Origin of the sequence: Dehalobacter sp. (assembly GCF_030063005.1) — a bacterium.
In the GTDB taxonomy this organism is placed as follows: domain Bacteria; phylum Bacillota; class Desulfitobacteriia; order Desulfitobacteriales; family Syntrophobotulaceae; genus Dehalobacter; species Dehalobacter restrictus.
In genome coordinates this window covers 21,388-34,104 of the sequence record NZ_JAPDHR010000020.1, presented here as the reverse complement: position 1 = coordinate 34,104, position 12,717 = coordinate 21,388, and the positions used below count along the sequence as shown (strand labels likewise).

20 protein-coding genes are annotated in these 12,717 nt (G+C 48.3%); all 20 read left to right on the top strand.

Annotation, left to right across the window (positions count from 1 at the left end; translation table 11 throughout):
* Position 1 precedes the first annotated feature (1 nt).
* The 20 genes from OKX56_RS06965 (at position 2) to OKX56_RS06870 (ending at position 12,661) form a co-directional block, all read left to right on the top strand.
* Positions 2 to 334 (top strand): hypothetical protein, encoded by a 333-nt coding sequence (locus tag OKX56_RS06965; protein WP_287896028.1) that lies wholly within the window; start codon positions 2 to 4, stop codon positions 332 to 334.
* A gap of 13 nt (positions 335 to 347) precedes the next feature.
* A complete protein-coding gene (locus OKX56_RS06960; protein WP_287896027.1) occupies positions 348 to 620 on the top strand; it encodes a hypothetical protein in 273 nt (90 codons plus the stop codon).
* Positions 613 to 939: a hypothetical protein gene (locus OKX56_RS06955; RefSeq protein WP_287896026.1), complete on the top strand. Its 327-nt coding sequence runs from the start codon at positions 613 to 615 to the stop codon at positions 937 to 939. The genes OKX56_RS06960 and OKX56_RS06955 overlap by 8 nt, the downstream gene beginning before the upstream one ends.
* Positions 940 to 952: 13 nt before the next feature.
* On the top strand, positions 953 to 1,513 hold the full coding sequence (locus tag OKX56_RS06950; RefSeq protein WP_287896025.1) for a YodL domain-containing protein: 561 nt from the start codon (positions 953 to 955) through the stop codon (positions 1,511 to 1,513).
* Positions 1,514 to 1,575: 62 nt separating this feature from the next.
* Positions 1,576 to 1,971 (top strand): SpoVG family protein, encoded by a 396-nt coding sequence (locus OKX56_RS06945; RefSeq protein WP_287896023.1) that lies wholly within the window; start codon positions 1,576 to 1,578, stop codon positions 1,969 to 1,971.
* Between the two features lie 51 nt (positions 1,972 to 2,022).
* Positions 2,023 to 2,283: a hypothetical protein gene (locus OKX56_RS06940; RefSeq protein WP_287896021.1), complete on the top strand. Its 261-nt coding sequence runs from the start codon at positions 2,023 to 2,025 to the stop codon at positions 2,281 to 2,283.
* Positions 2,280 to 2,498, top strand: a complete 219-nt coding sequence (locus OKX56_RS06935; protein ID WP_287896020.1) for a hypothetical protein — start codon at positions 2,280 to 2,282, stop codon at positions 2,496 to 2,498. Before OKX56_RS06940 ends, OKX56_RS06935 begins: the two co-directional genes overlap by 4 nt.
* A gap of 65 nt (positions 2,499 to 2,563) precedes the next feature.
* Positions 2,564 to 3,205, top strand: coding sequence for a SpoVG family protein (locus OKX56_RS14925; protein ID WP_353737765.1), 642 nt, complete (start codon positions 2,564 to 2,566; stop codon positions 3,203 to 3,205).
* 114 nt (positions 3,206 to 3,319) lie between these two features.
* Complete coding sequence (locus tag OKX56_RS06925) at positions 3,320 to 3,553, top strand: DUF6133 family protein (protein ID WP_502850935.1); 234 nt, start codon at positions 3,320 to 3,322, stop codon at positions 3,551 to 3,553.
* The gene (locus OKX56_RS06920; protein ID WP_287896019.1) at positions 3,543 to 3,986 is read left to right on the top strand and encodes a prepilin peptidase; all 444 of its coding nucleotides are present in this window, start codon (positions 3,543 to 3,545) and stop codon (positions 3,984 to 3,986) included. The genes OKX56_RS06925 and OKX56_RS06920 overlap by 11 nt, the downstream gene beginning before the upstream one ends.
* The gene (gene cpaB / locus OKX56_RS06915) at positions 3,983 to 4,816 is read left to right on the top strand and encodes a Flp pilus assembly protein CpaB (protein ID WP_287896017.1); all 834 of its coding nucleotides are present in this window, start codon (positions 3,983 to 3,985) and stop codon (positions 4,814 to 4,816) included. Before OKX56_RS06920 ends, cpaB begins: the two co-directional genes overlap by 4 nt.
* A complete protein-coding gene (locus tag OKX56_RS06910) occupies positions 4,809 to 5,624 on the top strand; it encodes a CpaE/TadZ family protein (RefSeq protein ID WP_287896016.1) in 816 nt (271 codons plus the stop codon). The genes cpaB and OKX56_RS06910 overlap by 8 nt, the downstream gene beginning before the upstream one ends.
* The gene (locus OKX56_RS06905) at positions 5,621 to 6,985 is read left to right on the top strand and encodes a type II/IV secretion system ATPase subunit (RefSeq protein ID WP_287896015.1); all 1,365 of its coding nucleotides are present in this window, start codon (positions 5,621 to 5,623) and stop codon (positions 6,983 to 6,985) included. Before OKX56_RS06910 ends, OKX56_RS06905 begins: the two co-directional genes overlap by 4 nt.
* Complete coding sequence (locus tag OKX56_RS06900) at positions 6,982 to 7,911, top strand: type II secretion system F family protein (RefSeq protein ID WP_287896014.1); 930 nt, start codon at positions 6,982 to 6,984, stop codon at positions 7,909 to 7,911. Before OKX56_RS06905 ends, OKX56_RS06900 begins: the two co-directional genes overlap by 4 nt.
* Positions 7,912 to 7,918: 7 nt before the next feature.
* Positions 7,919 to 8,791, top strand: coding sequence for a type II secretion system F family protein (locus tag OKX56_RS06895; protein ID WP_287896013.1), 873 nt, complete (start codon positions 7,919 to 7,921; stop codon positions 8,789 to 8,791).
* Positions 8,792 to 8,915: 124 nt separating this feature from the next.
* Positions 8,916 to 9,293 (top strand): DUF3848 domain-containing protein, encoded by a 378-nt coding sequence (locus OKX56_RS06890; protein ID WP_287896012.1) that lies wholly within the window; start codon positions 8,916 to 8,918, stop codon positions 9,291 to 9,293.
* Positions 9,287 to 9,682 carry a DUF4320 family protein gene (locus OKX56_RS06885; RefSeq protein ID WP_287896011.1) on the top strand — a complete coding sequence of 132 codons (396 nt, stop codon included), beginning with the start codon at positions 9,287 to 9,289 and terminating at the stop codon, positions 9,680 to 9,682. Before OKX56_RS06890 ends, OKX56_RS06885 begins: the two co-directional genes overlap by 7 nt.
* Positions 9,683 to 9,732: 50 nt before the next feature.
* Positions 9,733 to 10,224, top strand: a complete 492-nt coding sequence (locus OKX56_RS06880; protein WP_287896009.1) for a hypothetical protein — start codon at positions 9,733 to 9,735, stop codon at positions 10,222 to 10,224.
* A 91-nt stretch (positions 10,225 to 10,315) separates the two neighbouring features.
* A complete protein-coding gene (locus OKX56_RS06875) occupies positions 10,316 to 10,858 on the top strand; it encodes a DUF6550 family protein (RefSeq protein ID WP_287896007.1) in 543 nt (180 codons plus the stop codon).
* Between the two features lie 72 nt (positions 10,859 to 10,930).
* On the top strand, positions 10,931 to 12,661 hold the full coding sequence (locus tag OKX56_RS06870; RefSeq protein WP_287896006.1) for a DUF8193 domain-containing protein: 1,731 nt from the start codon (positions 10,931 to 10,933) through the stop codon (positions 12,659 to 12,661).
* The last annotated feature ends 56 nt before the right edge of the window (positions 12,662 to 12,717 follow it).

Below are 12,717 nucleotides of genomic sequence, written 5' to 3'. Positions count from 1 at the left end.
GATGGAAAACACAAAGCCTTTCACCCATGAGGACTGCATTGAAACAGGGTATGCCATGTCTATCGAGGGCAAAGTGATTGTTATATCCTTAGCGGCACTGCCGGAACAGTATCACAACAGAGAAAATCAACTCTATTACTGCGATGGCGGCAATGGCAGCAGACCAAACCCGATGGGCCGTTCTATTTTTGCGACCTCTCTCTACGATGGAGTGAAGATGCGTTGGAACCGCAGTGATGTGGTGGGGGTGCTAAAACCGGAGCTGCTGCCCGATTGGGCAAAGGATACGTTGGAGCAGATACAGTCCGGCAGTTCCCCGCAGATAAATCTGTAAAGGGGATGGAACGATGGATAAAAAGCTGTTTACCATAGAGGACTGCATCAAGGACAGCGATTACAAAGAGGATTATGAAGGGAAAATCATCGTCATGCGTCCCGAAGCCCTAAAGGATCAGTACCGCGATGAACGTTTCCAACTGTGGCTTGGCGGGTCCGGCTTTGGCTGCGACCCGTCTCTTAGAGGCCGGGCGGTATTTGCCACCTGTCTCTATGACAACGAACATGCAGAGTGGCGGCGTGAAAACTTTCTTGGCACCATCAAGCAAGGAGGTTTTGCCTGATTGGGCAAGGCTGAAGCTATCGCAAATGAAGCCCCACTCCTCTGCTAATGAACGTGAGCAAACACCAAAGTACAGCGGGTACAGCTTCCTTGAAAACGGCAGATACAAGGCAGGTGTAGGGCTCTACAGTGAAAAAGAGGTTATGGAATATGTGGAGCTGCAAAAACCTTATCAGCACAGAATCATGATCTGTGACAGGGATGACTTTAATGTCTTAGAGGTCATCAAAGGCGAGATGATTCATCCTTCCAAGGAAGACCTGGAAGCATTCCTGTCAGAGCAGGAGCAATCCGGTAATTCTATGCGGATGAATCAGTAAAGGAGGTGCCGATATGCCTGGAATCTTTATCAAAAAAGACCGCATCATCTTCTATGGCAATACCGCGGGCTACATAGACGATGGCAAGGTTGTAGTCGATACCATGTTTCACTGTGGGGAACTGAATGATTTCCTCACGGCAAAGCAAGGGCTGACCGTGGAATGGGTAAATGGTGTGTACGACCGGCTGGCAAACGGGCAGCAAGACTTCGATGAGCAACCAATCCTCAAATTCTGCCGCATCCACCAGCTCAAGCCGGAGGTTGATCCAATGATCAAATTCATTGGGTATGATGAACTCCTCCAGGGAGGCTTCGGAAAACCGGACCCCGAAAATTATCAGGTGGTGTATGACGGTCAGATTGAAACCAACGATTTGGATGCCATCTTCGAGAAATTCAATCTGCATCACCCGCCCGATTTCCAAGGGCACTCCCTGTCCATGTCCGATGTGATTGAGCTATACGACAAAGACGGCAGCGAATTCCATTATGTCGACCGCTTCGGCTTCAAGCAGATAGACTTTCATGAGTCTGCACAGGAGCAGCAAGGAAGTCAATCCATGAACCTATGACCCACCCGACAGCAGAGGCTGTCTTTTTTTGTACCCAAAATCAATAGCAGGAGGAAAAGACCATGAAGAAAAATGAAAACGCACAGGCCGCAGGCAAGGAAAACACAGCAACACAGACCCTCCCCATGAAAGTGGATGTGAAGATCGGCTCTATCCGTCCGACCGGAAGCATCCGCGCCACCGCATCGGTCAACTTGAACGACTGCTTTGCCATCCGCAATGTGAAAATTATCGACAGCAGCAAGGGACTGTTTGTAGCTATGCCCAGCTACAAGGCTGGCAATGGAGAGTACAAGGACATTTGCTTCCCGGTAACCGCAGCCTTCAGGCAGCAGCTCAATAATGCTGTGCTCAACGCCTTTCATCAGGCTCTGAACATAAACCAGAGCCAGGCACCTACCCAAGATGATCTCCTTTCTGATTCACCGGAGCAGACCAACGGCATTCAGATGGGATAAGTAAAGCAAGTCCGCAACTCAAACTATAGATGAAGGGAGGCAGCGAAATTAATGGATGAAGAAAAAAACATAATCTCTCAGGAAGTATTAATGATGGTGGATATGTTTGACTGTCTGGATGGACAGCGGCAGCTTGAGCTGCTGGGGATTCTTATTGAAAAACTTGAGAATGGCGAAATTGAGCTGAATGGGAAGCAAATTACACCCGAGGAAGTTGGAATTGATGACGCTCATGTCTGCTATAGCACCATTCTGGATATGATCAGTGCGGAAGGCAAGCTGACTGATTATCAGACACAAGGGATAACATGATAAGCAATTTTAAGAAGAAAAGGCAGCAGAGCATTGTCGGTCAAGCTGCTTACCTACAGTCTTCCACCCCAGAACTGCCGGAAAACTATACGATGCATGACGGGTTCTTATTTAGAGGGGATACGCCTGTATCCCTTCTAACTTCGGGGATTGTTGAGAGCGCAGTCCGGGGCTTTCTTCATGTAGAAAAAATAGAACAATACAAAACTAAATAAAATTCCACAGGGAGTATCCAAACACCAGAATCAACAGCTGGTGTTTTTGACTGCCTGGGCCGGAGGTGGTAGTAACGGAAAAACTGGAGCTTGATCTGATCAGGGTTGCCTCCTATCCGGATTCCATTTTTAAATATCAGTTGATTTACAAGGCCGGAAATGCCACAGGCATGGCGTGGGTCTACAGCTTTGATGAAGAATGGTACTACCTATATAAGCAGGACACGGAAAAGTATAGGGTAAAGAGGCGCAAAGACCTTGAAGACCTTAAGCCCTCTTTTACCTATAAGCAGCAGCGGAAAAGGCCCATAGATCATCAGGGTAAAGCAAAATCCCTTAAGAAAAACGCGGTAGTGCAGTCATTGCCCATGAAAGTGGAGGTGAAGATCGATTCCATCCGTCCTTCAGGAAGCGTTCGGGCCACAGCTACAGTCAACCTGAACGGCTGCTTTTCCATTCCCAATATAAAGATTATTGACGGCAGTAAGGGCTTGCTTGTAGCCATGCCCAGCTGGAAGACAGACGACGGAGAGTATAAGGACGTCTGTTTTCCGGTGACCGCAGTTTTCAGGCAGCAGTTTAATGATGCTGTCATCAACGCCTATCAGCAGGCAATGGACATGAATCAGAACCAAGTACCCATGCAGGAAGATTCACCTTTTGAAGAACCGGAGCAGGTCGATCGCATGCAGATGGGCAGTATGTAGCGTCCAATTTTGTGTAGAACACTAACACATACAAATTGACACGATTGATAATCCCTGCATTTCACTGAAAAACAGGGATTATCATCAATAAAATAGATTTATGGAGGCAAAAACATGATGAGAAAAATTGTGACTAAGGTAAAGAATCAGATTGCAGGAAAGGTATTGATGGCCAAAGCCATCCTAAGATCACAAGGCGGTGAAAATTTTGTGGACAGTGCCATCAAGATTTTAATTTCGGTCGTTTTGGGTGCTTTGCTGCTTGCAGGACTCTATGCGCTGTTTGGAAATACCGTCCTGCCGATACTTACCCAGCGTATCAAAGATATGTTCAACTATGCAGGCTAACCTGCCGCTCCTGTTGCAGGGCGGTCTTTTTATTGCCCTGCTGCTGGCGGCGACCATCTTTGACATCCGAAAAAGGATCATCCCCGATGCCATCTGTCTCCTCATTGCTATGACAGGCTTTATACTCATTGAGCCAGTGAAACTGTTGGGCATTCTGGCAGCCTTGCCCTTTCTCCTCGCCGCATTGTTTTTCGGCGGTATGGGTGGGGGAGATATTAAGCTGATGGCTGCATCGGGAATTGTCCTCGGCATCCCAGGAGGCATTGCGGCATCCGTCCTTGCGCTGACCGCAATGCTTCTTTTTTATGCCGCTTATTCTACAGTACAAAGGCTGCGAAATCGGGAATACCAAAAATCATTCCCTCTTGCACCTTTTCTAGCCATCGGCTGTATAGCCATATACTTCATGAATATAGGAGGAATCGCTTTATGAACTTTTTAAAAAACAGGACCGTTCTCGGTATAATCTGCATTGCGCTGTCCCTGATCATTTGTTTTGCAGTAACACCGCTGTTTAATTCCGGCCTATCCCAAAAGGTCGGCATCATCCGTGTAACCAAGGACATCAAAGCAGGGGATCAGATTACCAAAGACAAGGTGCAGACCATTGAAGTAGGCAGCTACAATCTGCCCAAGGATGTGGTGAAAAGCGCGGACACCGCAGTAGGCAAATATGCAACCACCGATCTGCTCGCAGGTGATTACATTTTAAAAGCCAAGCTCGCTGACGTACCTACCGAAGGGAATGCCTATTTATATAACCTGAACGGGGAGAAACAGGCAATTTCTGTCGCCATTAAGAACTTTTCCAATGGCCTATCCGGCAAGCTGATCTCCGGCGACATCGTTTCGGTCATCGCTCCCGACTACAGGAAGCAGGGCACAACAGTCATTCCGGCAGAGCTTCAGTATGTTGAGGTGATTGCAGTCACTGCCAATACCGGCTACGACACGAACGGTGGAAAACAGGCAGCGGATACCATGAAAAACGATAATCAAAAGGCTCTGCCTTCTACCGTAACCCTCCTCGCATCCCCGGAGCAGTCTAAAATTCTTGCCGAGCTTGATTCGGACGGCAAACTCCATCTGTCTCTTGTTTACAGGGGTACGAAAGATAATGCAGCAAAATTTATAGGATCACAAGATGCAGTAATTGCTAAGCTTTATCCAAAGACAGAGGTAAAAAACGAAGCAGTAACAAAGGAGGATGCTGCCGTGCCCAAGCAAACCGTACCCCAAAAGGAGACGAATAGTCATGCTTAATTTTAAAACCGGCAGCATTTTCTCCCGCAAAACCGGCAGTGAACAACAGTCTCCTGAACCGGAATCCGATAACCGGGTGCTGGCCGTATGGGGCAGTCCTTCCTCCGGCAAGACCCTTGTCAGTGTCAAGCTGGCCAAGCATCTCGCAAGCAAGCGAAAGAATGTGGCACTCCTGCTGTGTGATATGACCGCACCACCGCTGCCTTGCATCTGCCCGCCCTCCGATATCGAATGTGAAAAATCCCTGGGCAGCATCCTTGCGGCAACCCATGTAACGGATAATCTCATCAAGCAAAACTGTGTGCTGCACAAAAAGCAAAGCTATATTACCTTGATCGGCATGCTGAAAGGTGAGAACGTCTTTACTTATCCGCCCTATACGGCAGAGCAGGCAGTGGAGCTGATCGAACACTTAAGAAACGTTGCGCCCTATGTCATTATCGACTGCGGCAGCATCATTGCCACCGATATCCTGTCGGCGGTTTCCCTGATGGAATCCGATGCGGTGCTGCGCCTTGTCAACTGTGATTTGAAGTCCATTTCCTATCTGTCCTCGCAGCTTCCTCTGCTGATGGACCAGAAATGGGATGCCGACAAGCAGTATAAAATCGCTTCCAATGTGAAGCAGTATGAGGCCAAGGAGAACATGGAGCAGATATTAAACGGCGTCACCTTTACCATCCCCCACTCGGAGGAAGTGGAGCAGCAGTACCTGTCGGGGGATCTGTTCAAGGATTTGGGACTGAAAGACAGCAAAGGCTTTCGCAAGGAACTTGAAAAAATCAGCAAGGAGGTGTTCGGGATATGAGCATCACTGCAGCGGCAAACCACAGCCTTTTTTTTAGCCCGGACAACACCTCCAAGGATTTCGGAGCCGTACTTCGCGATGTGCAGGAATATATATCAAGCAAATACTCCACCCTCATTCTGGATGGCGGCAAGGACGAGGTCAAAGAGCAGGTCAAACGGTACATCAGCAAATACCTGATGGATTACCGCATCGCCGTAAAGGATATGACCGCCGAGCAGCTCATTGATGCGCTCTACACCGAGATGGCTGAATTCAGCTTTTTGACAAAATATATCTTCGGCACCGGCATTGAAGAAATCGATGTAAATGCCTGGAACGACATTGAGGTTCAATATTCCAATGGGCAGACTGTCAAGCTGGACGAACACTTTGACTCCCCTGAACACGCCATCAATGTGGTTCGAAGGATGCTCCATGTATCCGGCATGGTGCTGGACAATGCCAGCCCTGCCATCCTCGGACACCTGTCGAAAAACATCCGTATTGCCGTGTTGAAAACACCCCTTGTGGACGAGGACGTGGGTGTGGCGGCTTCCATTCGAATTGTCAATCCGCAGCACTTGGGAAAGGCCGACTTTGTCAGAGGCGGCACCGCCACGGAAGAGATGCTGGACTTCCTCTCGGAATGCCTGCGCTATGGTATATCGGTGTGTGTGGCAGGAGCCACCTCATCGGGCAAGACGACTCTGGCTGGGTGGCTGCTGACCACCATCCCCGACTCTAAAAGGATTTTTACAATAGAGAACGGCAGTCGTGAGCTTGCCCTGGTGCGTAAAAAGGACGACAAGATTGTTAACAGTGTCATCCATACCCTCACACGCTCCAGCGAAAATGAGAAGCAGAACATTGATCAGGATAGCCTGCTGGATATGGCGCTGCGGTTTAATCCTGAAATCGTGTGTGTTGGGGAGATGCGTTCCTCGGAAGCCTATACCGCACAGGAGGCAGCGAGAACCGGGCACACCGTGCTGACCACCATCCACAGCAACTCCTGTGAAGCGACATGGCGCAGGATGGTCACCCTCTGCAAGAGGAAATACGATATTGCGGATGATACCCTGATGTCCCTTGTCACCGAGGCGTTTCCGATTGTGGTCTTCACCAAGCAGCTTGAAAACAAGCAGCGCAAGATGATGGAAGTGATGGAGTGTGAAATCCTCTCGGATGGACAGAAAAACTTCCGCAGTCTGTACCGCTTCAACATCACCGAGAACCGGATGGACGGCGACAGGTTCATTATCAACGGCAGCCATCAACTAGAGAATACAGTTTCCCAGAGCCTGCAAAAGCGTTTCTTAGAAAACGGCATGCCTCAGGAGGTTCTCAATAAAATACTGAAAGGAGGCCCTGATCGATGACCTTGCTTCAACTTATCGCCTGTATCGGTATCTTTGTCGGCAGCTTTATACTTTTAAAGCTGTCACCTATAGAATTTACTGATAGCCTGTTCAGTTTCCTGACCGCAAGACCCCAAAGCATCAAGGCCGAAATCAACGAGGCGACGCAGCGGAAAAAGCCTTCCTTTTTCCGAAGAGAAATCATGGAGGTACAGAACATCCTCAAGCTGACCGGCAGGAGCAGCCGCTTTTCTCTGATTTGCGTCTGCTCCCTTGGACTGTTCGCCTTGGGTGCCTCCATTGCCATCGTGATGAGAAATATGTTCCTTGTGCCGGTGCTTGCAGTGGGCTTTATGTTCCTGCCCATCTGGTATGTGAAGCTGACGGCAAACCATTACAAGAAAGATATCGCTGCAGAGCTTGAAACCGCTCTGTCCATTATCACAACGGCATACCTCCGGAGTGAGGACATCCTGACTGCCGTGGAGGAAAACCTTGACTACTTAAATCCGCCCGTCCGTGATATATTCGCTGAGTTTCTCACGCAGATAAAGATGATCAACCCTGACGTGCATGCAGCACTGAGATCAATGAAACCTAAGATTGACAATGAAGTGTTTCAGGAATGGTGTGATGCCATCAGCGCCTGCCAGTATGATCGGGGAATGAAAACCACCCTCCCGCCGATTGTAAGTAAGCTGTCGGATATGCGAATCGTCAATGCGGAGCTTGAATACCTTATGTTCGAGCCAAGAAAGGAATTCATCATCATGGTGATCCTCGTCATCGGCAACATTCCCCTCATGTATGCCCTGAATCATTCCTGGTACAACACGCTGATGCATACGGCGATAGGACAAATCGTTCTTGCGGTGACGACGGTTTTGATTTTTGTTTCAACGGCTTTTGTGATCAAGCTGACCAAGCCCATCGAGTATAGGAGGTGAAAATAAAATGATCAATCTACTATTTTTATTTGCGGTCCTCCTTGCCCTTGGCCTCTTTTTTGTCTTTGCGGATATCTTAAAGCTGCCAACTGTGAAAGCATCCAAAGCGATGATCAATACAGGGCGGCAGGACAAAAAGTTGTCCAGGACCATGGAAGCGCTGCTCTTGGATGCGGCGGTTAAACTCTCCAGGCTGATCCGCATGGATGAATACAAGAAAAGCCGTCTGAAAAGCATCCTCAAAGCAGCAGGCATCCAAATGACTCCCGAAACCTACACGGCTTACGCCTATGTCAAGGCAGGAGCAATATTCCTTGGAATAATCCCCTGTCTTTTGCTTTTACCCCTGCTGTCTCCGGTACTTGTATTGCTTGCGGTGGCAGTCTATTTCAAAGAGAGCCAAAGAGCCGATGAGTGCCTGAGAGCCAAGAGGGATCAAATTGAAAGCGAGCTGCCGAGATTTGTAGCCACCATAGAGCAAGGATTGAAAAGCAGCCGTGATGTGCTGTCCATTCTGGAGAATTTCAAGAAGAATGCAGGCATTGCTTTCGCCGGTGAACTGGACATTGTCTGTGCGGATATGCGTTCCTCCAGCTACGAAGCAGCACTGACAAGGTTTGAGGCAAGGCTCAATTCCCCGCAACTCTCCGATGTGGTTCGAGGGCTTATCAGTGTGCTTCGTGGCGACGATGGAGCGGTCTATTTTCAGATGATCGCCCATGACTTCAAATTGCTGGAGCTGCAGCGTCTTAAAACTCAGGCCCAGAAGATACCGCCTAAAATCCGCATCTTCTCCTTTTTCATGCTGATGTGCTTCTTGTTGACCTATCTTATTATCATCGCATTGGAGATCATCAAATCCCTCGGCGGGATGTTTTAAAGGAGGACTGCAAAATGTCTGGAAAGATGCAGACGCTGTGTTTTGAAAATTCCTCCTTGTTGAGCCGAAGTCGATATAGGGCAGGCACAATCCATGTAAATCTATATAAGTGAAGGAGGATATCATGGACAAAAATGACAATACGAAAAAACTGTTTCAGAAAAAGATCGATGCCAACTACATGGCATATATAAACGACCTTCAAGGTATGACAAGTTCCGAGCTGATAGATCAAGCCGAGAAAATCGCCGCCACCAAGCAGGTCTATCAGGAATTGAAAGACGGTGGCTGCAATACCGACCATCTGGAATACCTGCTGCGCTTTCAAAACCCGCTGGAGGTTGTGCGGGATCAGTGGCTGAATGAACAAGGAAAAGTCTTTAATGAGGATATGGAGTATGTCCTCTGGAGTCTTGCCGACAAAAGAGGTGCCGAGCGGGACTACGAGTTGGACGAAGCCTTCTGCGAACCCGAACAGTACAAGGGGGTGCGATTGTGCTGAAAAAGCTGCACAATAAGCGCGGTGAGGGATACATCGATGTGGCCGTGCTAGTGCTCTGTGCCATGCTGGTACTTGCCCTAGCCGTTAAAGTTTTTCCGGTCTACATTTCCAAAAATCAACTGGATACCTTCGCCAATGAGCTGTGCAGGGAGGCTGAAATAGCAGGGCGTGTGGGCAGTGAAACCAGCACAAGAGCACAGGTGCTCCGGGAAAAAACAGGACTTAATCCCACCATCTCATGGTCAAAGACAGGTTGGATACAGCTCAATGAAGAATTCACAGTGACAGTGTCCATGCAGACCAACATCGGACTTTTTGGCGGCTTCGGCTCGTTTCCCATCACCCTGACGGCACAGGCCACCGGAAAAAGCGAGGTATATTGGAAATGAGAAAACTATATGGCATAATAAGGGAAAGGAAGGGGTCGGCATTTCCTCTTATGGTGGTCATCACTCTTGCCCTTGTCATCATCATGTGCGGCATTTCGGAGTACATGCGGCTGATGATTATTGCTTCCGGTGTCCGGGATGCCGTCCAGTCCGCCGTGATTGCAGCCGCCAACGACAACTATGATGATGTATACAATGGAGTCCGGGAGGGATATTCAGGAGGCTATGCACTGTCTGGTTCTACATGGGAGGACAGCCTTGACTATGGCGACATTTATGACCGCCTGGACCGAACTCTTGGACTGCAAAAAAACGGCGGGGTTCATATTAAGTATGCGGGAGAAACGGTAGAGTTTAAGCTTTCCAACCTCTCAGTAAACATCATTAATGCACCCTTTGCCCCGATAAACCCCGATGGAGTGCAGAAATTCCTTGCAGATGCAGCTATTACCCTGGAGGTTCCGGTATTTTTTGGCGGCAAGTCATTGCCTCCTATGCGGATAAACCTCAAGGTGGAGGCCGGGTACACCCCTAAATTTTAAGTATTCACATCCTTTCACTGGACTTTGCTAAACTCTTCTGGTAGGGTGTGAATTAATAGAGCTAACCTGATTACAAGGAGGTTAAATACCTATGAAAAGTATGAACAGCAAAACCAAACGACTGCTTGTAACCGGATGCCTTGCCCTCGTTTGTGTAGTTCTTATAGCAGCAATATCTTCCAGATTTCAAATAGAGTCTGTCAAGGAGAATGTAATACCTTCATCTAATACGGTGTCAAACGAGATTACCCCGAACCCTGATTCAACCAAGCCCAATGAAACGGCTGGGAAAAAAGACGAGATCGTGGTAAACCCAACAGAGTCAGGCACACCGCAGGGTGGTATATCATCTCAGAATTCTAATGAAATCGTACAGTCCAATACGCCGGAGCCTGTAAAACCGGAACCACCCAAAAAACCAACACCGCAGGGGGTAGTCACCAATCCGGTAAAGCCTCCCGAATACAAGCCGGAGGATACCACCGTAAGCAAGCCATCAGAACCCAAGGTTGGTGAAAAGAAAGATGGTCAGATATATGTGCCGGGATTTGGTTGGCAGAAAGAAACGGGAGGTCAAGGTACAAAGGTAGGCTCAGATGGTGACATTAATAAACAGGTGGGGTCAATGGATTAGCCATCAAGCAATAAAATAAAACATCTCAAAGAGCACAGCAATGCTGTGCTTTTTGATTTTTAAGGAGGCATTATGAAACGGTTAATTGGCATTCTACTTGTGCTGGTTTTGATGTTGACCACTCACTTTTCAACAACTGCGTATGCCGATGGGGATGGTAACATTGATCATGGTGGCGGCGATATAGGAAACGGTACGGGTGAAAGTTTTTGGAATCCTGGCGATGAAGGCGTTCGCGTTACCGTCGTCAAAGTAAGTGATAAAACCTCTGTAACAGTTCCAATTGATTTTACAAATAAAGAACCAAACGACATACAAGCTCATTTTGGAAAGGTGTCAAAGGTGACATACAATAATGGCAGGTCATTAACACCAAGTCAACAGATATACGCATACAACAACCCAGACGTAGCAATTCCTAAAATAATAAGCTCTGCAAGTGGCAGCTCAAGCATTGAAGAAATTAAAAGATACTTTTGCTCCGAATACATGATCATGACCATTTCTGAAATTACTGGCTTTAACTATGATACCCTGATCAATGGGGATTACAAAATTCTCCTGGAACCCATTGCATACCTTACCTTCAATGGCGTAAAAATGGCAATGACCGCTACTGAAGCCGCTTTATACGATCAGCAGCTTAATGGCGGTCTTCAAAGCAAGATGGCATCGCTGACTCACAAGAACCTTCCTCTTGGGATGTTCCTCGAAACACCGGATCTTGGATATCTAGCATGGTCTGGTTCTACAACAGACCCCGTGTCCAATACGGACATCATATCCTCCCTCGGTCTTGGCATCGTGCGGTTCAGTGAAGCTGATCCGCCGCCGGAGATAAGTGCCTATGACTACGAATACAGAGTTAACACCGAGGTCATCACCGCAGTCACCGTCCGGGGAGGGCAGGCTGACCCCGATCATCCGGTATCGGTAACCTTCAACATTGGCGGCAGAAACTATAGGGTAAACAATGTCTACTATCCAAATGGCGATAGCCAGCTCGTGTGGGTGCGCTGGACAACACCATCCACCCCGCAGACCATGACCATCACTGTCAGTGTATCGGGAGGCGGTTCCCCAAGTAAAAGCACCATCACCGCCAAGATTGTCGACCTGTCCCAAAACGATCCTCCCAATCCCACTGCCAACGACCGGAACGACTCCTACACAACGCCGAGTATTCCAAACAACCCGCAGAAAACCTCGGCCTCATGGGGGGTATGGTCTGCGTGGTGGCAGGCGCATTGGGTCTGGGTATCGGATTGGAATTGGTATAGTGATGGAAATGGGGGAGGCATTTGGGTCGACAACGGCAGCTGGGAGGACCACGGCTGGTGGGAGTTCGACTGGAACCCATACTCTGCAAGCCTGACCACTTCTGTAAACATCAAGCCCGACGATAAGGTGCCCACCGCATCAAGCAATAATATGAAGTCCGGCTATGGCATCAACATCATTGTCACTGCCAATGTAAGCTCCAATCAATCCTCCGCTGTGACAGGCGCCCAGACATCGGTGACCTACTTTCCAGAGTTTCAATACAAGGACTATTGGCGGCTTTTAGATAGAACCAGCAGCGGATACAGTGCAAGATTTGAGTTTAAGCAAAACAAATACTCGACCTATGATCGGCGTGTTCACTTTACCCCTGTGTGGTTCCCGAACGGCAGCTATATACCTTATACGTATTTAATCGACTGTTGGACACCTGCCGGGATGCTTTCTATGAACCTTACCGACACAGTGACGATACTGGGAAGCTTATGGGATGACTGGCACATTTCGCCCCTCAAACCATAAAAATCAGAAATAAGAAGAAGATCGCCTTGATAAGTGTGTGTCGGCGGTCTTTTTAA

Coding starts and splice junctions, on each gene's coding strand:
- OKX56_RS06965 (WP_287896028.1), top strand. CDS start 2: ATGGAAAACACAAAGCCTTTCACCCATGAGGACTGCATTGAAACAGGG.
- OKX56_RS06960 (WP_287896027.1), top strand. CDS start 348: ATGGATAAAAAGCTGTTTACCATAGAGGACTGCATCAAGGACAGCGAT.
- OKX56_RS06950 (WP_287896025.1), top strand. CDS start 953: ATGCCTGGAATCTTTATCAAAAAAGACCGCATCATCTTCTATGGCAAT.
- OKX56_RS06945 (WP_287896023.1), top strand. CDS start 1,576: ATGAAGAAAAATGAAAACGCACAGGCCGCAGGCAAGGAAAACACAGCA.
- OKX56_RS06940 (WP_287896021.1), top strand. CDS start 2,023: ATGGATGAAGAAAAAAACATAATCTCTCAGGAAGTATTAATGATGGTG.
- OKX56_RS06935 (WP_287896020.1), top strand. CDS start 2,280: ATGATAAGCAATTTTAAGAAGAAAAGGCAGCAGAGCATTGTCGGTCAA.
- OKX56_RS06925 (WP_502850935.1), top strand. CDS start 3,320: ATGATGAGAAAAATTGTGACTAAGGTAAAGAATCAGATTGCAGGAAAG.
- OKX56_RS06920 (WP_287896019.1), top strand. CDS start 3,543: ATGCAGGCTAACCTGCCGCTCCTGTTGCAGGGCGGTCTTTTTATTGCC.
- cpaB (WP_287896017.1), top strand. CDS start 3,983: ATGAACTTTTTAAAAAACAGGACCGTTCTCGGTATAATCTGCATTGCG.
- OKX56_RS06910 (WP_287896016.1), top strand. CDS start 4,809: ATGCTTAATTTTAAAACCGGCAGCATTTTCTCCCGCAAAACCGGCAGT.
- OKX56_RS06905 (WP_287896015.1), top strand. CDS start 5,621: ATGAGCATCACTGCAGCGGCAAACCACAGCCTTTTTTTTAGCCCGGAC.
- OKX56_RS06900 (WP_287896014.1), top strand. CDS start 6,982: ATGACCTTGCTTCAACTTATCGCCTGTATCGGTATCTTTGTCGGCAGC.
- OKX56_RS06895 (WP_287896013.1), top strand. CDS start 7,919: ATGATCAATCTACTATTTTTATTTGCGGTCCTCCTTGCCCTTGGCCTC.
- OKX56_RS06890 (WP_287896012.1), top strand. CDS start 8,916: ATGGACAAAAATGACAATACGAAAAAACTGTTTCAGAAAAAGATCGAT.
- OKX56_RS06880 (WP_287896009.1), top strand. CDS start 9,733: ATGGTGGTCATCACTCTTGCCCTTGTCATCATCATGTGCGGCATTTCG.
- OKX56_RS06875 (WP_287896007.1), top strand. CDS start 10,316: ATGAAAAGTATGAACAGCAAAACCAAACGACTGCTTGTAACCGGATGC.
- OKX56_RS06870 (WP_287896006.1), top strand. CDS start 10,931: ATGAAACGGTTAATTGGCATTCTACTTGTGCTGGTTTTGATGTTGACC.